At 66.6% G+C, this 19,980-nt stretch carries 19 protein-coding genes; 5 read left to right on the plus strand and 14 right to left on the minus strand.

Annotation, left to right across the window (positions count from 1 at the left end; translation table 11 throughout):
- Window positions 1-126: 126 nt before the first annotated feature.
- From SLQ33_RS30780 to SLQ33_RS30795, 4 genes are all read right to left on the minus strand, one after another.
- Window positions 127-1,296 (minus strand): LLM class flavin-dependent oxidoreductase, encoded by a 1,170-nt coding sequence (locus SLQ33_RS30780; RefSeq protein WP_319457723.1) that lies wholly within the window; start codon window positions 1,294-1,296, stop codon window positions 127-129.
- Window positions 1,297-1,452: 156 nt separating this feature from the next.
- Window positions 1,453-2,946 carry a flavin-containing monooxygenase gene (locus SLQ33_RS30785; RefSeq protein ID WP_319457724.1) on the minus strand — a complete coding sequence of 498 codons (1,494 nt, stop codon included), beginning with the start codon at window positions 2,944-2,946 and terminating at the stop codon, window positions 1,453-1,455.
- Window positions 2,947-2,967: 21 nt separating this feature from the next.
- Window positions 2,968-4,464, minus strand: coding sequence for an AMP-binding protein (locus SLQ33_RS30790; protein ID WP_319457725.1), 1,497 nt, complete (start codon window positions 4,462-4,464; stop codon window positions 2,968-2,970).
- Between the two features lie 65 nt (window positions 4,465-4,529).
- Window positions 4,530-4,826 (minus strand): WhiB family transcriptional regulator, encoded by a 297-nt coding sequence (locus SLQ33_RS30795; RefSeq protein WP_413467764.1) that lies wholly within the window; start codon window positions 4,824-4,826, stop codon window positions 4,530-4,532.
- A 74-nt stretch (window positions 4,827-4,900) separates the two neighbouring features.
- Between SLQ33_RS30795 and SLQ33_RS30800 the strand changes: the two genes are divergently transcribed.
- The gene (locus tag SLQ33_RS30800; protein WP_319457727.1) at window positions 4,901-5,530 is read left to right on the plus strand and encodes a helix-turn-helix domain-containing protein; all 630 of its coding nucleotides are present in this window, start codon (window positions 4,901-4,903) and stop codon (window positions 5,528-5,530) included.
- Window positions 5,531-5,533: 3 nt separating this feature from the next.
- Here SLQ33_RS30800 and SLQ33_RS30805 read toward each other — a convergent pair whose 3' ends face one another.
- On the minus strand, window positions 5,534-6,382 hold the full coding sequence (locus SLQ33_RS30805) for a helix-turn-helix transcriptional regulator (protein WP_319457728.1): 849 nt from the start codon (window positions 6,380-6,382) through the stop codon (window positions 5,534-5,536).
- Between the two features lie 24 nt (window positions 6,383-6,406).
- Here SLQ33_RS30805 and SLQ33_RS30810 point away from each other — a divergent pair, with 24 nt between their 5' ends.
- Window positions 6,407-7,669 carry an amidohydrolase family protein gene (locus SLQ33_RS30810; protein WP_319457729.1) on the plus strand — a complete coding sequence of 421 codons (1,263 nt, stop codon included), beginning with the start codon at window positions 6,407-6,409 and terminating at the stop codon, window positions 7,667-7,669.
- A gap of 100 nt (window positions 7,670-7,769) precedes the next feature.
- On the opposite strand, the gene SLQ33_RS30815 is transcribed toward SLQ33_RS30810, so the two are convergent.
- The 4 genes from SLQ33_RS30815 to SLQ33_RS30830 all read right to left on the minus strand — a co-directional run bounded on the left by SLQ33_RS30815 (window position 7,770) and on the right by SLQ33_RS30830 (window position 11,754).
- Complete coding sequence (locus tag SLQ33_RS30815; RefSeq protein ID WP_319457730.1) at window positions 7,770-8,360, minus strand: TetR family transcriptional regulator; 591 nt, start codon at window positions 8,358-8,360, stop codon at window positions 7,770-7,772.
- Between the two features lie 159 nt (window positions 8,361-8,519).
- Window positions 8,520-9,401, minus strand: a complete 882-nt coding sequence (locus SLQ33_RS30820; RefSeq protein WP_319457731.1) for a DMT family transporter — start codon at window positions 9,399-9,401, stop codon at window positions 8,520-8,522.
- Entirely contained in the window at window positions 9,398-10,522 is a 1,125-nt protein-coding gene (locus SLQ33_RS30825) for an acyl-CoA dehydrogenase family protein (RefSeq protein WP_319457732.1), read from the minus strand. The genes SLQ33_RS30820 and SLQ33_RS30825 overlap by 4 nt, the downstream gene beginning before the upstream one ends.
- Window positions 10,522-11,754, minus strand: a complete 1,233-nt coding sequence (locus tag SLQ33_RS30830) for an acyl-CoA dehydrogenase family protein (RefSeq protein WP_319457733.1) — start codon at window positions 11,752-11,754, stop codon at window positions 10,522-10,524. Before SLQ33_RS30830 ends, SLQ33_RS30825 begins: the two co-directional genes overlap by 1 nt.
- A gap of 75 nt (window positions 11,755-11,829) precedes the next feature.
- Here SLQ33_RS30830 and SLQ33_RS30835 point away from each other — a divergent pair, with 75 nt between their 5' ends.
- Complete coding sequence (locus tag SLQ33_RS30835; RefSeq protein WP_319457734.1) at window positions 11,830-12,234, plus strand: PAS domain-containing protein; 405 nt, start codon at window positions 11,830-11,832, stop codon at window positions 12,232-12,234.
- Here the strand turns inward: SLQ33_RS30835 and SLQ33_RS30840 are convergent.
- Together SLQ33_RS30840 and SLQ33_RS30845 are read right to left on the minus strand one after the other, a co-directional pair.
- Window positions 12,231-12,893, minus strand: coding sequence for a TetR/AcrR family transcriptional regulator (locus SLQ33_RS30840; protein WP_319457735.1), 663 nt, complete (start codon window positions 12,891-12,893; stop codon window positions 12,231-12,233). The two genes, SLQ33_RS30835 and SLQ33_RS30840, sit on opposite strands and share 4 nt — an antisense overlap.
- A gap of 51 nt (window positions 12,894-12,944) precedes the next feature.
- A complete protein-coding gene (locus tag SLQ33_RS30845) occupies window positions 12,945-13,622 on the minus strand; it encodes a TetR/AcrR family transcriptional regulator (protein WP_319457736.1) in 678 nt (225 codons plus the stop codon).
- A gap of 472 nt (window positions 13,623-14,094) precedes the next feature.
- Here SLQ33_RS30845 and SLQ33_RS30850 point away from each other — a divergent pair, with 472 nt between their 5' ends.
- Window positions 14,095-15,000, plus strand: coding sequence for a hypothetical protein (locus tag SLQ33_RS30850; protein WP_319457737.1), 906 nt, complete (start codon window positions 14,095-14,097; stop codon window positions 14,998-15,000).
- Here the strand turns inward: SLQ33_RS30850 and SLQ33_RS30855 are convergent.
- Window positions 14,968-16,761, minus strand: a complete 1,794-nt coding sequence (locus tag SLQ33_RS30855) for an EAL domain-containing protein (RefSeq protein WP_413467763.1) — start codon at window positions 16,759-16,761, stop codon at window positions 14,968-14,970. The genes SLQ33_RS30850 and SLQ33_RS30855 overlap by 33 nt on opposite strands.
- A 344-nt stretch (window positions 16,762-17,105) precedes the next feature.
- Window positions 17,106-17,831: a hypothetical protein gene (locus SLQ33_RS30860; RefSeq protein ID WP_319457739.1), complete on the minus strand. Its 726-nt coding sequence runs from the start codon at window positions 17,829-17,831 to the stop codon at window positions 17,106-17,108.
- Between the two features lie 367 nt (window positions 17,832-18,198).
- Here SLQ33_RS30860 and SLQ33_RS30865 point away from each other — a divergent pair, with 367 nt between their 5' ends.
- Window positions 18,199-18,651: a MaoC family dehydratase gene (locus SLQ33_RS30865; RefSeq protein ID WP_319457740.1), complete on the plus strand. Its 453-nt coding sequence runs from the start codon at window positions 18,199-18,201 to the stop codon at window positions 18,649-18,651.
- A 22-nt stretch (window positions 18,652-18,673) separates the two neighbouring features.
- Here the strand turns inward: SLQ33_RS30865 and SLQ33_RS30870 are convergent, their stop codons facing one another.
- Window positions 18,674-19,891: an acyl-CoA dehydrogenase family protein gene (locus SLQ33_RS30870; protein WP_319457741.1), complete on the minus strand. Its 1,218-nt coding sequence runs from the start codon at window positions 19,889-19,891 to the stop codon at window positions 18,674-18,676.
- Window positions 19,892-19,980 lie beyond the last annotated feature (89 nt).

The following is a 19,980-nucleotide window of genomic DNA, read 5'->3' on the forward strand; positions in this document are numbered from 1 at the left end:
TGGCACTGCTGGCAAGACCACACCACCTACGACCCCACCCAGCATCGCGCCCTCCAAGCACTGCTCGACAGACCCCAACCGGGAGCGGCTTGACACAGGGCAACTCATGCGCGTTCCTAGGTCCCCTCAGGTGGTCGCGTAGCGGTTGGCGGGGCGCGGGAGCTGCAGTGCGGCCCGCAAGGTGGTGGCGTGGTCGGCGTCGGCCAGCGCGCCTCGCCTGCGCAGTTCGGGGACGAGCCCGTCGGTGATCTGAAGCAGGTCGTGCGGCAGGGCCGCTGGGCGCAGCCGGAACCCCGCGGCCCCCGCGGCGTGCCACTGTTGTAGGAGGTCCGCCAGCTGCGCGGGTGTCCCCACGAATACCTCGGCGTCGCTGGCATATTCGGCGCCCGCCAGCTCGTCGAGGCGCGCCCGTCGCGCGGCGGCCGCCTCCTGACTGTCGTCGAGGAACACCACCAGGTCGGCGAACACCCGGACGGGGTCGGCGTCGGCGGATCGGTGTACGGAGATCGCGTCGACGATGGCCGCGGTCTCGGATGCGTCATGCGGGGTGACGAACCCGATGTCGGCACTGTCGCCGACGAGTCGGTAGCCGGCTTCACCGTGGGCGAGGGCGGCGACGAGCGGCTGACCCTGCGGCGGCCTCGGCGTGATCGACGGCCCCTTCACGGAGAACTTCGTACCGTGGAAGTCGATGTAGTGCAGCTTGTTTCGATCGACGAACTTGCCCGACGCCACGTCGCGGATCTCGGCGTCGTCCTCCCAACTGTCCCACAGCCTGCGGAGCACTTCGACGTACTCGGCGGCCTCGGTGAAGAGCTCGTCGACGAATGCCTCGGACAGATCCGGAACGTCACGGCGACCGAGGAGGCGGGCGGCGTCCCGACTGGCGGACACCTGGATTCGGACGCCTGCGCGGCCCGAACTCACGTAGTCGAGCGTCGCGATGGCCTTGGACAGGTGGAAGGGCTCGGTGTGGGTGGCGATCGCCGTCGGGATCAGCCCGATGCGTTTGGTAGTGGGTGCGACCCGCGACGCGATCAGGACGGCGTCGAGTCGCCCACGGACGCGGTCGACGCGGTCGTCGGCGCGAAGGGGATGGTCGGACTGCAGCGCCAGGCCGTCTTCGATGGTGGCGAACACCAATTGACCGCGTTCGGCTACCCCCACCAGGTCGGTCCAGTAGCGAGGCGTCAGCAGTTCGGAGGGGCGGGCGTCGGCCTCGCGCCAGGAAGCCGGGTGCCATCCGGTCCCGTCGAGTGCGACGGCGAGGTGGAGCGGATCCGAGGAACTGGGCACGGACGGTTCTCACTTTCCTTCGCGGTCTCCAGCACAACGTTGGGCTGCGGCGTGGGAATTCCGAACTGCCCGAAGGGTAGGCGACTCTTCAGCCACCTGACGGAGTCTGAGCTTGCATTTTGCGCCTGCGAAGAGATCGACGCAGCGTGATGCCAACTAGGGCTGACGAGCGGATGCGTCGATCAGCGACCAGTAGCGCCGTTCCCGCTCCGTCATCTCGTTGCTCGTGATCGCACCGAACGCGGCCGCCTCGCGCGCGAAGCGGTCGGCAGCCTCAGACAGCGCGTCGGGGCCTTCGAGCCGGAAACAACTCGGTGCCAGTGGTCCAAACAGCAAGGCGCGTCGAAGTTGCGGCCAGTTGTTCAGGTCGGGCTCGACGCCGGCCGCGCGCGCGAACGCCAGCGCGGCCAGGTTCATCCGCGTCTTCTGCGGCGTACCGCGTCGGGAGCGACAGTCCTCGATCGCCGTCTGCTGTTCGGCTGCCGTCGTCGCCCGGGCTACGCCGCCCCACGCGTATGCGATCCACCTGGCCTGCAATTCCAGCGGGACGAAGTAGCCACCCGACTGATCCCACATCCCGACGAACGCCAGCCCGGGAAGGTCGGGATGAAAGGTGTGGCGGTCGGCGTCGAAGTGTGCGGCGTCGAGTCCGAGGATCGCGCGGACGTCCCCGCTGAAGAACGGCAGCGACAGTTCGAATCCGGTGCCAAGCACGATGCCGTCGAACTGCTCGGCCCGCCCGTCGGCGAAGGTGACGGTTGATCCGTCGACCGATTCGATCCACGGCCGCACCGAGATTCGGCCCTCCGCGACGAGCGGCAGGTAGTTCTGACTGAGCGTGACGCCCGCGGCGAAGATGGACGGATCCGGCGTCGGCGCGCCGTACTGTTCTGGGTTCCCGCCCGCCTCGACGACGATCTCCTTGAGTTGGCGGTCGAGCTCCGGGCCCGGGAGCCGCTCGCTCGACAACACCCCGTAGCGGGTGAAGATCCGATGGTCCGACGGAACGCCCGCAGCGAACTTGGGCAGGACGTAGCGCTGTCGGCGTTGCGTCAGCACGACGCGGGCTGCGCCAAGTGTCGCCAGTTCGGCGGCGATCTCCAGCGCGCTGATCGCACCGCCAGCCACGAGAAGCCGCTTGCCGCTGTACGGCGCGGGCCCGCGGTAGTCGTACGTGGTGGTCACGCCCGCCGAGCCCGCGAACGCGTCGAGACCAGGGACGTTCGGTCGCGCCGGGGTGTGGAACCGGCCGGTGGCCACCACGACCCGGTCGACGTGCTCGGCGCCGCCGGAATGGGTGACGAGCCATCCGGATCCGTCCCGGTCGAGCCGCTCGACCCGCGTGCCGGTCCGCAGCCGTGACACCAGTCCGAACATCTCCGCGTAGCGATTCAGATAGGCGAGCACGTCGCGGTTCGACGGAAATACCAGGTCGCAGTCGTGCTCGAGATCGCTGAAGGCCGTCAACACTCGACTGGTGTTGGTGTGCATGGTCGGCCACACACCGCTGCGGCCGGCGAGTCCCGTCCACTGTCCGCCCAGCACGGCGGCCTGCTCGAAGATCGTCGGTTCGAAGCCCTGAGCCAACAGCCACCGCGCCGCGACCAGACCGCCGGGGCCTGCGCCGAGCACCGCGACGCGTTCCGCCATCGGCCGACTGTCGCACGGGCGCTAGCGGTCGGGGGACCTTTCGATGCCGCGCGCCACCTCGGCCTTGGCGAAGTGCCGCACCTGCGCCTTGGCGACCTTGCCGTTGCTCGTCGTCGGCAAGGCGTCGACGAACAACACGTGGCGCGGTCGCTTGAAGGCCGCGAGGTGCGCGCGGACGTGTGCGACGAGGTCGTCGGCCGACGGTCGTCGGCCAGGTCGCCGCACGACGACTGCGCAGATCGCCTCGCCCCAGTAGCCGTCGGGAACTCCCACCACGGCGACCGCATCGACGTCTGGGTGGGTCGACAGCACGTCCTCCACTTCGCGCGACGACACGTTCTCGCCGCCTGTGATGATGACGTCCTTGAGTCGGTCCACGACGACGAGCCGGCCGTCGTCGTCGATGCGCCCGACGTCGCCGGTGCGGAACCAGCCGTCGCCGGGAACGAGTCCAGGAGCGACTTGTGCTCCCCGCAGCAGGATTTCGCACGAACCGTCGGCGATCCGGACTTCGACCTCGGCATGGGGGCGGCCCGCGGTGGCGAGCACGGAGGTGTCTCCATGGGCACCGGCGCGGTGCTCCGCGGGGCCAAGAAAGGTGACGTTCCCACCGGTTTCGGTCATGCCGTAGCCCTGGTGGAAGTCGACGTCGAGGCGGTCGAGTGCGCGGCGCAATAGGTCGGCGGGGATTGCGGCTGAGCCGTAGGCGATTTCGCGCAGCGTCGGCAGTTCGGTACCCGACTCCTCCAGGTAGGCCAACAGGCCGTGCAGCATCGTCGGAGCGAGCGAGCAGGACGTCACGCCGTGGGCGTTGACGGCTGCCGCGAACTGATCCGGACGAAAGGCGGGCACGGGCAGCACCGTCGAACGTGCGGCGTGGTGCACCAACATGTTGTATCCGGCGACGTGGCACATCGGGAACGGCAGCAGATAGACCCCACCGGAGCGCACGGAACGGCCCGCGACGGTGCCGCGTACGGCGGTAGTGATCGAGCGGTGGGTGTGCAGCACGGGCTTCGGCGCGCCCGTCGAGCCGCTGGTGAACAGCAACCAGGCCGGGTCGTCGGGATCGACCGGCTCGACGGCGTCGGCGCAATCATGTTGCGCACGTGCCCATTGAGGGTCGTCGAACGAGACGACGTGCGCCGTCGACGGGACGCGCGGGAGGGCGGCGAGGTAGCGCGCGTCACCGACGAGGATCGCCGGCTCGGTGGACGCCAATTGAGCGAGCTGCTCGTCGGCACTGAGCCTTTGGTTGATCAGTACGAGTATTCGGCCACTCCGCGGGACGCCGTAGTAGAGCCGTGCGTAGTCGGCCCCGTTGTCGGCGATGACGGCCACGCGGTCGCCGCGGCGCGTCCGGGCGGTCACCCACCCGGCGATGGCGCGGACCTGGCGGTCGAACTCGGCGAAGGTCGTCGGCGTCCCATCGGGCGCGATGATGGCGAGCCGGTCCGGCACTGCGTCGGCCGCCACCGACACGAGGTCGTGGATGCGGTCGATCGGAGCGGCAGTCATCTCGGCGGAAGGATATCGACTTGTCACCCGCGATAGGTCGCCCGCGTGGGCAACGGTTTGGCGTTCTACCCTGCCGTCTTCTGGACGGGAAAGCCGTTGTGTTCGGCCAGCGAGCGCAACTGCTTGAGCGCGAACTGACGGGCGCGGCCCGCGTCGGGGATGAGGACGCCGGCCCACACGCCCGCCGCGCCGGGCGTCCTGCAGGCCTCTTGAGCGCACAGCCAGCGGCGGGGACAGGCGCGGCAGAGCGCCTTGGCGCCATCGTCGGCGGTGGTCGTCCACCGGTCGGGATCGCGCGTGCACGCGAAGGTCGATGGGTCGTGCATAGACGTGGCTCCCTCCGTAGCGCGATGAGCGACAATACGCACGTATCGTAGAAACGATACACGCGTATTGTCTACTCTGAAGTGGTGACGATCACCGATGCACGCGCCGGATGACCGCGGTGTCGGAGCCCGATGGACTCGATGACGAACCGCTCTCACCCATCGAGCGGATTCGCAACGCGGCGTTGACGAGCTTCGCGGCCCACGGCACCTCCGAGACCTCGCTGCGGGCCGTTGCTGCGGCGGCGGGAGTGTCCCTGGGGCTGGTGCAGCACCACTTCGTCACGAAGGCCGAACTGATCAAGGCCGTTGACGACCATGTCCTGGGAGTCGTGACCACGACCATGTCGAAGCCGATTCCGGAGCGCGCGGATTCGGTCGCCGAGGTCGGCAGCCGAATCACGGCGATGATCGTCGACCAGCCCGACATCGGGGGCTACCTTGGCCGTGCCCTCGTCGACGGAAGCCCACTGGGCACGACGATCTTCGACACCCTGATGAGTTTCGGCATTGCCCGGTGGCACCAACGCGCGGAACGCGGTGAGCTTCGCCCGGATGTCGATCTGACATGGGCCGCCATCAACTCCCTAGTGCTGGCGCTGGGCACCATCAGCCTGCGCCTGCACATCGACCGGCATCTGCCCGCGCCGCTGACCACGCCCGCTCAGCTCCCGCGATGGCATGCCGCCGTCAGCGCATTGCTGCATGAAGGACTGTTCAGCCAGCCTGGCGACCGGTAGTCGTCAAACCCGTTCGCCGGCAACCCTTTTGCGGTAGGTGCTCGGCGTCTCGCCGCAGAACTGGGTGAATGCCCGGCTGAACGAGCTGAGACTGTCGAACCCGACGGCCGTCGACGTCTCCTGAACCGACTGCGTCGGCGAGGCGAGCAGTGCCATCGCCCGCAGCATCCTGGCGTGCAACAGATACGTGCGCCACGACAGCCCGAGCGTGTCCTGGAACAGGCGCCGCAGTGTGCGCTCCGAGACGGAGACAGCGCGGCTGACGTCGTCGGCGGTCACCCCGTCGAGATGCTCCTTCGTGTAGGCCATCGCGGCCGACACGATCGGATTCGCCGACGTCGGGAGGCTCAGTGGGGCCTCGTGATCGAGCGCCTCGGACACCAGGTCGGCCAACGTGCGGAAGAAGCCGTCGGAGGTGTCGTCGCCCCGCGCCCGGTCGATGGGCCAGCGCAGCGCGTAGATCATCATCTCGCGGATCAGTGGAGACACCTCGATGATCCGCGCGCGGTCGCCTGCGTCCGGGATGAGCGTGGGGTCGAACATCACCGCCACCGTCTTGACGTCGGGGTTCATCACCGCCTGGTGCTCCAGGCCGACCGGTATCCACGCCGCCTGCTGCGGCGGAAGCAGGTAGTGCGCCGAGTCGGTCTCCACTTCCACCAGACCGTGCAGGGCGTACTCGATCTGGTGCACCTCGTGCGAGTGCCAGCCGGTGATGAGCCCGTCGCCCTCGTAGAGGTAACTGCCGGCGAGCGCGCGGCCACCACGGCGCAGCTCGATCACCGGGCGGGCGGCAGAATCCAGGTTGGCCGATTCGGATAAACCTCTGTCCGAAAGCGCAGAGACGGTCACGACAACCGAGGGTACTAGTTGGATATGCAGACCGACGACCTGATCCTGGTGAGCATCGACGACCACGTCGTCGAGCCGCCCGACATGTTCAAGAACCACGTGCCCGCCAAGTACAAGGACGACGCGCCGATCGTCGTCACCGACGAACGCGGCGTCGACCAGTGGATGTACAAGGGCAGGCCGCAGGGCGTTAGCGGACTCAACGCCGTCGTGTCCTGGCCCGCCGAGGAGTGGGGCCGTGACCCCGCAGGCTTCGCCGAGATGAGGCCGGGCGTCTACGACGTGCATGAGCGTGTCCGGGACATGAGCCGCAACGGCATCCTGGCGTCGATGTGCTTCCCGACGTTCACCGGGTTCTCTGCCCGCCACCTGAACCAGCACCAGCTGCCCGAGACCCTGATCATGGTGTCGGCGTACAACGACTGGCACCTCGACGAGTGGGCGGGCAGCTACCCGGACCGCTTCATCCCGATCGCAGTGCTGCCGACGTGGAACCCCGAGGCCATGTGCGCCGAGATCCGCCGAGTGGCCGCCAAGGGCTGCCGGGCGGTCACGATGCCGGAACTGCCTCATCTGGAAGGGCTTCCGAGCTACCACGACGAGGACTACTGGGGTCCGGTGTTCCGGACGCTCTCGGAGGAGCAGGTGGTGATGTGCCTGCACATCGGCACCGGCTTCGGGGCGATCAGCATGGCGCCCAATGCGCCGATCGACAACCTCATCATCCTGGCCACCCAGATCTCGGCGATGTGCGCGCAGGATCTGCTCTGGGGCCCGGCCATGCGCAACTACCCCGACCTGAAGTTCGCCTTCTCCGAGGGTGGAATCGGTTGGATCCCTTTCTATTTGGACCGCAGCGACCGGCACTACACGAACCAGAAGTGGCTGCGCCGCGACTTCGGTGACAAGCTGCCAAGCGACGTGTTCCGCGAGCACTCACTGGCCTGCTACGTCACCGACAAGACGTCGCTGAAGCTGCGCCACGAGATCGGCATCGACATCATCGCGTGGGAGTGCGACTACCCGCACTCCGACTGCTTCTGGCCGGATGCCGCCGAGCAGGTGCTCGCCGAGCTCAACGCCGCGGGTGCCGACGACTCGGACATCAACAAGATCACGTGGGAGAACTCTTGCCGGTTCTTCGGCTGGGATCCGTTCGCGCGCACGCCGAAGGAGCAGGCGACGGTTGGTGCGTTGCGCGCCAAGGCAACTGACGTCGACGTGACGATCCGCCCGCGCAAGGAGTGGGCGAAGCTCTACGCGCAGAAGCAGCTGGCCAAGGCCTGAGCTCGCGGCGGCGGGCTATGCGGGCTTTCGCCGAGACTGCTCAGAGATCGAGTTTTCGCGTCAGATCGCGATCTGTGCGCAGTTTCGGCGTAGTGCGGACCTAGTTCTCGGCGTCGGGCAGGATCAGCGCGAGCATGGTGTCCAGCCGGTTGGCCAGCTCGCGGTACGTGACCACCCGCGACTCGACCTGAAGCAGGGCCCCCCAGAACAGCATCTCGAGGGTCTCGAGCACCTCGGGCCACGCACCGGCGCCCATTGCGGCGGCGATGCGCCTGCGCACTTCGGCGGCGATGCGGGCACGCGCCTCGGCGACCGCGGCGTCATCGTTGCGCATGAGCGCGCGGGTACACGCGACGGCCAGTCGCGGCTCGTCGGCGACGACGAGGATGACCGCACGCAGTTGGTCGCTCAGGCGCGTTTGAATGCTCGCCATCGGATCGATCACCAGCGGCAGCTCGGTCACCCGGTTGAGGTAGAGCTCGGCGAACACCGCGTCGAGGGACGGGAAGTGCGCGCTCAACGCGGCGGGCGCGATCCTGGCGCGCTGGGCGAGGCTGCCCACCGAGACGTCGGCCTGCGCGGATTCGTCGAGCATGGCGGCGGCCGCACCGAAGACGCGTCGGCAGGTGAGCCTGCGCTGGGCGTGGGGATCCCGCAAGCGGGTGACGTGCCCGACCACTGGACTGGACATGTGTCCAGGCTATCCGACCCATCGGCTCATCGCAACGGCCGGACGAAATACGGCTGGAACTGCGAATTCATCGGGCCTATGCACAACGGCGGCCCGGCTTGTTGCGACAGACTGCCCAATGGACACCGCTGAATCGGACAGTTGTCTACCAATGTCGGTTTACGGCACTGCCGTCGCCGTGGGCGTCGCGTCGGACCGACGGGTGGCCAGCACCGATCCGGTCAGGATCAAGGCCAACCCGGCGAGGTGCCACCTGGTCACCGGCTCGCTCAACACCAGCACTCCGGCGATCAGCGCGACGGCCGGGTTGACGTAGGTGAACACCAGCGCCCTGGCCGCTCCGACCTCGCGAATCAATGCGAAGAACACCAGGAAGGCCAGCGCCGTGCAGACCACTGCCAACCCGGCGACCGCCAACAACACTCGTGTGGAAGGGATTTCGTCGGGCCACGTCGCCGCCGCCGGCGCGGCATACACCAGGGCGGCGACGCCGAGACAGGCCGCGGTCAGTTGCAAGGTGGGTACGTCGGCGAGGTAGCGGTCCGCCACCAGCGGTGCGATCGCGTAGCACGTCGCGACCAAAAGCACTTCGGTGACGGGCCACGCGGAACCACTGCTCAGGGCCGGCCCGGCCAGCGCCGCGACACCCGCAAGCCCGATGCCGAGTCCGGCGATCCGCTTGACGCCCAACTGGCGTTCTCCGCCGGTGAACCGGTCCAGCACCACCGCGATGATGGGGGCGGCGGCGATGAGCAGTCCGGTCAACGAGCTGGTGAGATGACGCTCGGCGTCCGACAACAACAGCCAGGCGGCGATCATCTCGAAGAACGCGAACACCAGCGCGGGCCTCCAGTGCTTGAGCACCTGTGCCCACGCGGGACGGGAAAGCGCCAGGGGCAACAGCACTGCCACACCGATGGCCGTTCGGGCGAACACCAGGACGGGCACCGACACGCCCTCGACCGCAACCTTGATCAAGAGGTACGGAATGCCCCAGATGACGCTCATGGCGGCGAATAGCACCCAACCGCGCAGGCTCACCCTCGGGTCAGCCTCGCGTACCGGGTGACGTGATAGTCGGTGGACCCGAATTCGAACTGAATCGCGGTGAGCCGCTTGAAGTAATGCCCGATCGCCAATTCCTCGGTCATGCCCATGCCGCCGTGCAGTTGGACGGCGTTCTGCCCGACGAAGCGCGCGGCCCGTCCGACGGTGGCCTTCGCCGCCGACACCGCACGGGCTCGCGTCCTCGGTTCGGCCTGCAGATTGAGCACGGCGAGATAGCTGGCGGCGATCGACTGCTCGACCTCCATGTGCATGTCGACCATGCGGTGCGACAGCGCTTGAAAGCTGCCGATCGGCTGCCCGAATTGCTTGCGCTGCTTGCAGTATTCGACGGTGTCGGCGAGCACCTTCCGCATGCAGCCGACGGCTTCCGCACACACGGCGGCGGCGCCTTCGTCGCGAGCCGTCTCGACCGAGGGCCACGCCTGCCCCTCCTCGCCGAGCAGCGCATCCGACGGCAGCCGCAACTCGCTCAGCACCAGGTCGGCCGCGCAACGATCGTCGACCGTGCGGTACCCGTGCAGGTCGAGACCGGACCCGAGGGCAGCGCGGTCGACCAGGAAGAGCGACATGCCGCCGGGTGCTGTGGCCGTCACCAGGAGGTGCGTCGCCAAGGGAGCGCCGACCGCCATGATCTTGGAACCCGTGAGCACCCAGTCGGTTCCGTCGCGGCGAGCGGTGGTGGTCACGTCCTCCCAGCGATCGCCGGAGGCCGCCTCAGCGGCCGCCAGCGTCACGATCGCGGTGCCCGCGCCGATGCGCTCGAGCAACTCGAGGGCCACCGCGCCGCCGGCGCGGCGCAGCAGGCCTGCCCCCACCACCGCGGTGTCCACGTAGGGCTCCACGACAAGTGCGTACCCCAACGCTTCGGCGATCACCATGACCTCGACGGGCCCGCCGCCGATGCCGCCGACGTCTTCTGGCAGTGCGGCGCCGAGGATCCCGAGTTCCTCGGCGAACGCCTTCCAGATCTCGGGCTGCCAGCCCGGTCCCGTCTTGACGGCGGTTCTGCTCTTGTCGAGGTCGTAGCGGGTCGCCAGAAATCTGCCGAGCCCGTCGCGCAGTTGGGCTTGTTCGTCGGAGAGGCTGAAGTCCATCAGAGTCCCAGTTCTGCTTTGGCCAGGATGTTGCGCTGAATCTCGTTGCTACCGGCGTAGATCGATCCGGCTCGGTCGTTGAAGTACCGCAACGGCGCCACCGCCTGCCACGGCTCACCGCTGACGTAGCCGTCGGGTGGTGGCTCGTACCCCGCAACGGGTCCGCCTGGATGGGTGGCGTGTGGCTGGTAGGCACGCCCACGTGGCCCGGCCGCCTCCATCGCCAGCTCCGTGAGCGTCTGGCTGAGTTCGGTGGCCAGGATCTTCAGCATCGATGACGCCGAGCCGGGGTGACCTCCGCCAGCGAGCGTGGCCAGTACCCGGTACTCGAGTAGTTCGAGCACGTCCGTGCGTATCCGCGCGTCGGCGAGCTTGCGAGAGAACGCGGGGTGGTCGATGAGCGGTCCTCCGTCGGGTCCTGGTTGGCTCGCCGCGGCGGCGGCGACCTCCTCGGCCACCACCTGCAGCGCCGGTGCTCCTGCGCCGCCGCCGCGCTCGAACTCCAACAGATACTTGGCGACGGTCCAGCCGTCGTCGAGCTCACCGATGACGTTGCTCTTCGGCACGCGCACCTCGTCGAAGAAGACCTGGTTCTGGATCTCCTCGCCCGAGGTCATCACGAGCGGTCGGATTTGGATGCCGGGCGACGTCATGTCGATCAGCACGAACGTGATGCCCTGCTGTTTCTTGGCCGTGCGTGACGTTCGGACGAGGGCGAACATCCAGTTCGCCTCGCGGGCATGGGTCGTCCAGATCTTGCTGCCCGTGCACACCAGATCGTCGCCGTCGTCGACCGCCGCCATCGACAGCGCAGCGAGGTCCGAACCGGCCTCGGGCTCGGAATAGCCCTGGCAGAAGAAGACGTCGCCGGTGAGGATGCGGGGGAGGAAGTACTCCTTCTGCGCGTCGGTGCCGTACGCGATGATCGCGTGCGCGACCATGCGAATGCCCATGGGCGACAACGCCGGACCTCCCGCAAGCGTCGACTCACGGCTGAAGACGTAGTGCTGCGTCAGGCTCCACCCGCAGCCGCCGTACTCCACCGGCCAGGCCGGCGCCGCCCAGCCCCGCTCGTGAAGAATCAGTTGCCACCGCATGCTCGCGTCGTGATCGCTGTACACGCTCGTCATCAGCCGACCCGCCTGCTGGAGCTCCGGCGTCAGCCGTTCCCGAAGGAATGCACGCACTTCCTCGCGAAACCGAATGTCCTCGTCCGACCATGCCAAGTCCATCCGTCAAACCTAGCGACCGGACTGTGACGCGCATAAGTGCGTGGTGTTTCGTGTACAGCGGCGATACTCGAAGGCGTGGAAAGGCGAAGGCACGGCAACTCCCGGCAAACCTCGAAGGAGATACTGGAGGCGATGCCGGCGTTGGTCGTGCTGGAGCGCTTTCCCGTGCCGGTGCTGGCTGTTGCCGACGACGGCGCCATCCTCTTCGCCAATAGCGCGTTTGCCACCATGGTCGGCCGCACCGTCGATGAGGTGATGCCGTTGACCTTCGCGGATCTATTTCACGACGCTGCGCCAAATGGCGAGTCGGCGGTGTCCGTCGTGCGAGTCAAAGCGAACGTCGTCGTCGACCTGTGGCATGGCGACGGGTCGCTGGTCCGCGCCAAGATGAGCAGCTCTGCGCTGGTCCGGGACGACGACCCCGTCGCGCTCGCCACGTTCCAGGACGTGACCGAGCGGCTCTGGATCGACGAACTCTAGGGATCCTCATGACGCGACGTCGAGGCGCGCGACGCCTGGCGGGAGAGGAACTCCAGGTAGTAGTTCAGCGAGTCGGCCTGCACGATCGCCAACAGCAGCACTTCCCAGGTGCCGACGACCTGCTTGCCCGTGTCCGCACTACTGTCCAACGCGTCGGACAGTAGTTCGGCGCCGAGCATGGCGCCGAAGATGGCGCGACCGATGACGTCGGAGTCGACGTCGGCGCGTACATCGCCTTCGCCCACTGCGGCCTTGACTCGGCTGGTCATCTCCGCGAGAAAGCCACCGTACGCGCCCTTGGCCGCGGCGTTGAAGCCGCCGAACGTACGCATCAAGCGCGATGACGCCTGCGCGAGCTTGTCCCGGTGGATGGTGTCGGTGACCATGAACACGCCGTGGATGATGTTCTCCAACGCCGGCGATCCCGTTCTGCCCGCGGCCTGAAACGCCGCCAACACCCTGGCCCCGCCGTCGTCCATGATGGCCGAGGCGAGCGCTTCCTTGGAGTCGAAGTGGTAGTAAAGCGCACCCTTCGTCATCTCCGCGCGCTCGATGATGTCGGCCAACCCAGCGGCGGGGTATCCGATCTCGTTGATCAGATCCACGGCTGAGTCGATGATCTTCTGCCTAGTGGCTTCCGATCGGGCTTGGCGCACCATCCTCGAATACCTCAGTCAATCCCGTCCGATGGCGATTCTGATTTTCGAGAATCATAGATTGCCGTTGACCAATGGCGCGGTATTCCTGATCGCGAGTGCGGAGCGGCGCCGGATGAACGCGCGGAGATAGTCCAGTCGCTGCGGGTCGGCGAACCCCGGGAGCAGGAGCAGCCACGCGGCTTCTAGATCGCCGAACAGTGTCTTTGGCTCGTCGAGGTCGCTGGTCTGGCGCAGGCCGAGGTACATCGAGACGATCAACCGACCGACGGCCACGGGATCGCTGGTGTGTACAACGTCACCTTCTTCGATGGCCCGGCGGGCGATGTTGGCGAATCCTGTGACCCAGTGGTCGATGATCTTCGCCTGAAAACCGTCGAAGCGACCGACCGATTCGAGCAGATTGAGGCTCGCTCGCGCCATGTCATCACTGATGTCGCCGGTGGCCACTAGGTAGGAGACGTCGATCAAGGTCTCCAACGCCGACGACGAGGGCGTCTGCAGATCTTCGACCAAAGCCTCGGCCACCGCGATGCGATGCTCCACGATCGCTCTGGCGAGTGCGTTCTTGGAGCGGAAGTGCGTGTACATCGCGCCCTTGGTCACGTCCGCGTGCGCGAGGATGTCGTCGACGTTGACCAGGGTGTAGGGCTTGAGGGCGAATTCGCGGGCCGCGGCGCGGATGATGTCTTGCCGCGTCGAACCGGACTTCTTGTCCACGACGTCCGTCACTGGCCACGACCTCCTTCCGTCCGCCTTCGTTTCTGGTCCCACTCGTACCCAATTTTGCTACAGACTTTAAGTCATCTCTAGGGATGCAGAACATTCCATTGGTATGTAAAGTACTCGGTGTGATGACTCATGGTCTGATGCATGGGATGCCCCGGCAGGGGTTCTCCTGCGCCCAGAGCAGCACGTCGGGGGCGATTCTCCGCCATCCCGAACGGGCGCGAGCTGGTATCTTCGGCCCGTTGCCATGGTCCGCACTGGCAAACCCCCTCGAATCCCTGCGCGGACCGTGGCAACTCGATTTTCGCGGTCAGTGGCAAAGCTCACAACCGCGTGTCGCGCGTGCCGAACTGGCGCTCGAAGTGCGCGGCCAAGGCTGCATCGCAGGGTCAGCGGAAATACCCACAGGACAATCGGTGAGCCACCCGATTGCTGGCCCCAGTATCGATTCGCAATTGCGAGGTAGTTAACGCATATGTGGGATATCGAAGTCGACGTTGCGTGTATCGGTGCTGGGATCGGCGCGATGGCCAGTGCCATCGCGACCGCGGACGGCGGCGGCAAGGTCCTCGTCGCAACCCCGCCCGTGGACCGCGGAGGGTCGGCAACGGGGCTTGCCGTGCAACCGCGGGTCGGCGGATTTCTTCGTAGCTGGGGACGGCCGGATCTGGACGTCGAGACCCGCGAGTACTTCACCGCGGTGGGCGAGGACCTCGCGCCGAGTGAGCGCCCCGAGGATGCTCGCCTCACCATTCGAACGGTGAGTCCGATGGCCAATTCGGGCGCCATCGAGCCCTTCGTCGGATCAAGGCTGCGCGCCTGGAACGCTCAGTGCCTGGCGTCGCCATACGGCATGCTCTACTCGACCGTCTCGGGATGGCGAACCACGCAGATGCGCGCAAGCGACGGCCAGTCGTTGGAGGTTCAGGCCATCGGAGCGATCAACCCCGCCGAGCTGACAGGTGGCAACGCGCTCTCCGATTGGATGGTCGGCCGGGTCCACGAACGCGGCATTGCCCTGCACGAGGACAGCCTCCTCGACCGGATCGTCTTCGACGACGGACGAATCGTCGGAGTCATGCTCTCCACCTCGGACGGCCCGCTGGCAGTCGGGGTGCGCTGCGGTGTGGCGATCTCCTCCAGCGACCCGTTCATCGCGGATTCCGACGCAGTGCGTGCGCCGTCCGGCTCAGCCGAACTGCAGGTCTGTCTCGTCGGGCAGTTGGCCAGCAGATTCCTGCGAATCGAGCTACTGAACACCGAGCGTGCGGAGTCGCCCGTTCGGCCCACCTGCACCGCCTCCGGCCGGCAGCTCAGGGAGGCCATGCGCGACGCGCGCTCCTTGCCGTCAGGCTCTTGGAGTTGCGGAAAACTGCGCTGACACCCGCCCCTTGGCGAGCAGCGCCCCCAACTCCGCTCCGCTGAGCGGAGGGGACAGCAGAAAGCCCTGAGCCCGGTGGCAACCGTGGCGTAGCAAGGTGATTGCCGCGGCTTCGGTTTCCACGCCTTCCGCGACCACCTGCAATCCGAACGCTTCCGCAAGCGCGATGATCGCGCGCACGATGGCGAGATCGTCTCGGTTCGAGCCGAGTTCCGTGACGAAACTGCGGTCGATCTTCAGCACGTCGACCGGCAAGTCCTTCAAGTGGGACAACACGCTGTAGCCGGTCCCGAAGTCATCGATCGCGATCTGCACGCCCGCCTTCTTGAGCCCCGCGAGCGTGACGCTGGTGGTCTCGATGTCCTGCACGACGACGCTTTCGGTGATCTCCAGGCAGATCGAACCCTGCTCCAGTTCGAATTCGCTCATGATCGCGGCGACCGAGTCCGCGAACCCAGCGGTGACCAGCTGCACGGGCGACACGTTGATGCGCAGTACCGTTCCGAGCCCGACGCCCAGCGCACGCCAGTGAGCGAACTCCTCGCACGCCGTGCGCATCACCCATCGGCCCAATTCCCCTGCGAGATTGATGGATTCGGCGACGGGGATGAACGACGCGGGTGATATCGGCCCACGCGTCGGATGATTCCAGCGCACCAGCGCCTCCGCGGCGAGCACCTCACCTGTGCGCATGTCGATCTCGGGCAGATACCGCAGGAACAGTGCACCCTGGTCGATGACGTTGCCCAGGTGCAGTTCGATGTCGGTGCGGTATTCGGCCTCCAGTGACATCTCGTCGGAGTACGACGCGAGCTGGTTGCCCCCCCGCCCCTTGGCGGTCAAGAGGGCCAGGTCGGCGCGACGCAGAAGATCCGATGTGGTGTCTCGGCCGGGCATGCCCTGGGCCACCCCGACACTCACGGTGCGCGTCAGTACCTCTCCGTCCAGCGAGACCCGTTCGCCCAGCACCGCGAGGAGCTCGCGGCCTAGTTTGTCGGCCTCTTGGGCCGCCAGGGGAGTGGCCGGTACGACGACGAACTCGTCGCCGCCAAGCCGTGCGATGAGGCTGGTCGGGTCGGACTCCTTCTGCAGTCGTTCGGCCAGTATCTGGAGGAACCAGTCTCCGGCGTTGTGACCGAGGTAGTCGTTGATCGTCTTGAGCCGGTCCAGATCGAAGTAGAGCGCCGACACGGGACCGGGGTGTCCCGGCTCCAGCCGGGTATCCAGGTGGGCGATCAGGGCCCGCCGGTTGTACAGCCCGGTCAGGTCGTCGTGCTCGGCGAGATTGCGCAGTTGTTCCTCGGCCTGGACGCGGGCCTGGACCTGAGCGAACAAGGTTCCGATGGCCTGAAGGGCGTTGAGTTCGTCCTCCCGCCAGATCCTGTCGCCGAACTTGACGAATCCGAGCACGCCGGTGGTGACGTCGCCCGACACCAACGGGCATGCCGCCATTGACGTTTGGGGGATCTTGCGCCCCTCTTCGATGCGTTTCTGGTAGTCATCGTTCTCGGGCCGGAAGACCACCGGCCGCTTCCCGTGTTCGGCTGCGGCGAACACGGGATCGGCGTTCTCGAAGTACACGACCTGAAGTGGATCGGGGTCGGGCACGTCGGTCCGGACGGGCCACTCCGCGACCAGGATGGATGCCCGGATGGAGTGATCGTTGTAGCGCAGGAAGCTCACGTCGACGTCGAAGTACTCGACCAAGAGCGCCAGCACGCCCTGGCTGAGCGCCACCGAGGTCGCCGCGGTGGCGGGCATCAGCCGGCCGGCGACTGTCGTCACCAAGCGCTCTAGGCTGAGCGGCGAGTTCTCCTCGGACACTTACGGATTTTAACTGGCGGTTCGGTTAATCGTGGGCGTGCGGCGCCTACTCGTCACGCTTGGTTCTGGGGCGATGGCCAGTCGGGGCGCCAGAGATAGTAGATCCAGCGCGGACTTTCGGCGAGCGGCTCGAAGGCCGGGTCGGGGCGAAGCGCGGCGAGGGCCCGCCCAAGAGTCCGTGAACTCGATCGCGTCGTTGCTGCCGAGGTCGTCGAGTAGCTGCGCGTCGTTGCGGTCGTCGGCGTCGAGGATCCGATGTGGCGTCGGCGGGTCGCCGTGGGTCACCGGGCCATCGCCGACCTCGACAAGGCATGCGTCTCGATCAGAATCCTCGACACCTGTTCTGGTTCGGCGTGATTGGCAAAGGTCCGCTTGTCCCACCACATCATCTTCGTCCGGTAGCGCGCGTCGGGATACGGTGCCGCCGGTATCGGTGCGACGATGCCCCCGGAGGAGCGCCAGCGGTCGAGCGCGTGGGGCGCCGAGGTCGCCATGCAGAACTGCACGTCCATCAACGCCATCGCGTGGGACCAGGTGCGAGCCAGCACGCGCGTGACAGGTTGTGCGCGTTCGCGGTCGTCGGTGACCCATGCGGACTTCATCTCGAGAACCCCGAACGGCAGTCGATCGGTGATCATCTTCCGGACTGCCGGTAGGCCGGGCTGGCCACTCCACTCGACGACGGCATGAGAGTCGTCGGCCGACGTCAGTGGCCCCTTCGCCCTCAGCCCGCCGATGACACGGCCGGATTCGTCGAGTGTCGCCCAGAACATCACGGTGTCCGAGCCGCCGCGAATCGCATTGGTGTCGAGCGCGCGCTCGACACCGTGTCGACGGTAGCTGGCTTGCGCACCCCGTAGATATTCAGCCCACAGTTCGGGGTCGGCAGTGGGGCTGGATATCACGACGGTGCATTGCGATTCCTCGTCCCACCAACTCAGATTCGCCGCGAGTTCGAATTCGAACCGGGATTCGAATTCGGGGTATAGAGGGTATAGAGGATGCATTATTGGCCCATTCGTTAATAGCTTTGCGTCCGCGCCGTCACCGCAGCGTGTGGCAGGTATTTTGCCTCAGCGCTGCCGTTTTCCACCCGATTAGTATCGGCGCGCAACCGGTGCTTGACAGACCAATAAGCCGTGCTAATCGAACTTCTTTAGACCGGCGTTGTACCCCGCAAGAGGCTGGCAAATTCCTCGGCAACCTGACGTGTTTGTCAATTACCTATGGTCTGGCTGCACATTGCGCGGAGAAATCGAACTCCGGCGAACTCGTATGAGCCGTTTGGTAAAGGTCGTTGTGTTTCGAGGCGCCAAGGGGCTACAAGTAGTACGGGTGGCGTAATGCGCCAAGATTTCGTCGAGAGGAGAAGCGGTGAAGGTATTCGAGGATCTGGGTGAGCTTGCTGCGGCAGAGGGCAGCCAACTCGGGCCGACCGAGTGGATGGAGATCAGCCAGGATCGCGTGAACACCTTCGCGGATGCCACCGACGACCACCAGTGGATCCACGTCGACCCGGAGAAGGCGGCCAGTGGACCGTTCGGCGGGACCATTGCGCACGGTTTGCTGACGCTGTCACTGCTTCCGCACTTCTCTCATGAGCTGTACACCGTGCGCAACATCACGATGGCCATCAACTACGGGTACAACAAGGTTCGCTTCATCACTCCGGTCAAGGTGGGCGCGAGGCTGCGCGCGCGGGCGGAGCTCACTTCCGTCACCCAGCTCGCGGGGGCGGTTCAGTCGACGATGACGGTGACGGTGGATATCGAGGGGTCCGACAAACCGGCTGCCGTCGCGGAGTCGATCATCCGTTACATCGCCTGACGGATCGGCGTCCGCGCGCCGGCTAGGACGACCGCTGGGCGGCCTTGACCAACCCGCCGCCGATGATGAGGCGCTGAATCTCGCTGGTGCCCTCATAGAGCCGCAGCAGTCGCACGTCGCGGTAGATACGCTCGACGGCCACGTCGCGCATGTAGCCGCTGCCGCCGTGGACCTGGACCGCGAGATCGGCTACCGTGCCGACCATTTCGGTGCAGAAGAGCTTGGCGGCCGACGGTGCGATGCGGCGGTCGCCGCCCGAAACCCACATCCGGGCGGCGTCGCGGACCAGCGCCCGGCCCGCCATCACTCCCGTTTGCATGTCGGCGATCATGGCCTGCACCAGTTGGAAGTTCCCTATCGGAGTGCCACCCTGGGTCGCGGTGGCGGCGTAGGCCACCGATTCGTCGAGGGCGCGCTGCGCGGCGCCGACGGACAGTGCGGCGATGTGGATGCGGCCCCGCGCAAGTGACGTCATGGCGGCGCGGTACCCGATGTCCTCGGCCCCTCCGACGAGCGCGTCCGCGCCGACGCGGACGTCGTCGAAGTTGACGTCCGCGGTCCACGCCCCCTCCTGACCCATCTTCGCGTCCTTCGCGCCGACCTCGACGCCCGTGGTATCGGCGGGGACCAGGAACACCGCGATGCCGGGGCCGTCGGAGTCCGCGGGCCTGGTGCGCGCGAACGCGACGAAGAGGTCCGCCGTCGGCGCGTTCGTGATGAATCGCTTCTGACCGGTGATCAGCCAGTCGGCTTCATCGATTCCCCGGTCGCTGCGCTCCTGCCCTCCGGTATCGCGAACGGCCTTGGTGCGCAAGCCCGCCGGATTGGACCCGGCGCCGGGTTCGGTCAGGGCGAACGAGGCGACGACGTCCCCGGAGGCGATGCCCTCGAGCCACCGCGCCTTCTGCTCGTCGGTGCCGAAGCCGACCAGCACTTGTCCTGCGATGCCGTTGTTGGTGCCGAACATCGACCGCAGCGCCAGCGTCGTGTAGCCGAACTCCATGGCCAACTCGACGTCTTGAACCAGGTTCAGCCCGAGCCCACCCCACTCCTGGGGGATCGCGTAGCCGAACAGGCCCATCTTCTTGGCCTGGTCCCGGATGTCGTCGGGGACCAGGTTGTCGTTCATGATCTCGAGTTCCCGGGGCATCACCACCGACCGGACGAACTCTCGGGTGGCGTCGAGGATGTCGCCGAAGTCCTGGTCACTGACCTCTGCGTCGGCGATTGGGTCTGCCATGCGTCGTACTCCTCGGGGGCGATGACCAAGCGGGTTGGTACAACAAATATCATATTTTATGTTGTTAACCGTTGGCCTCAGGAACGGCA

It is taken from the genome of Mycobacterium sp. RTGN6, from assembly GCF_033804605.1.
Taxonomy (GTDB): Bacteria; Actinomycetota; Actinomycetes; order Mycobacteriales; family Mycobacteriaceae; genus Mycobacterium.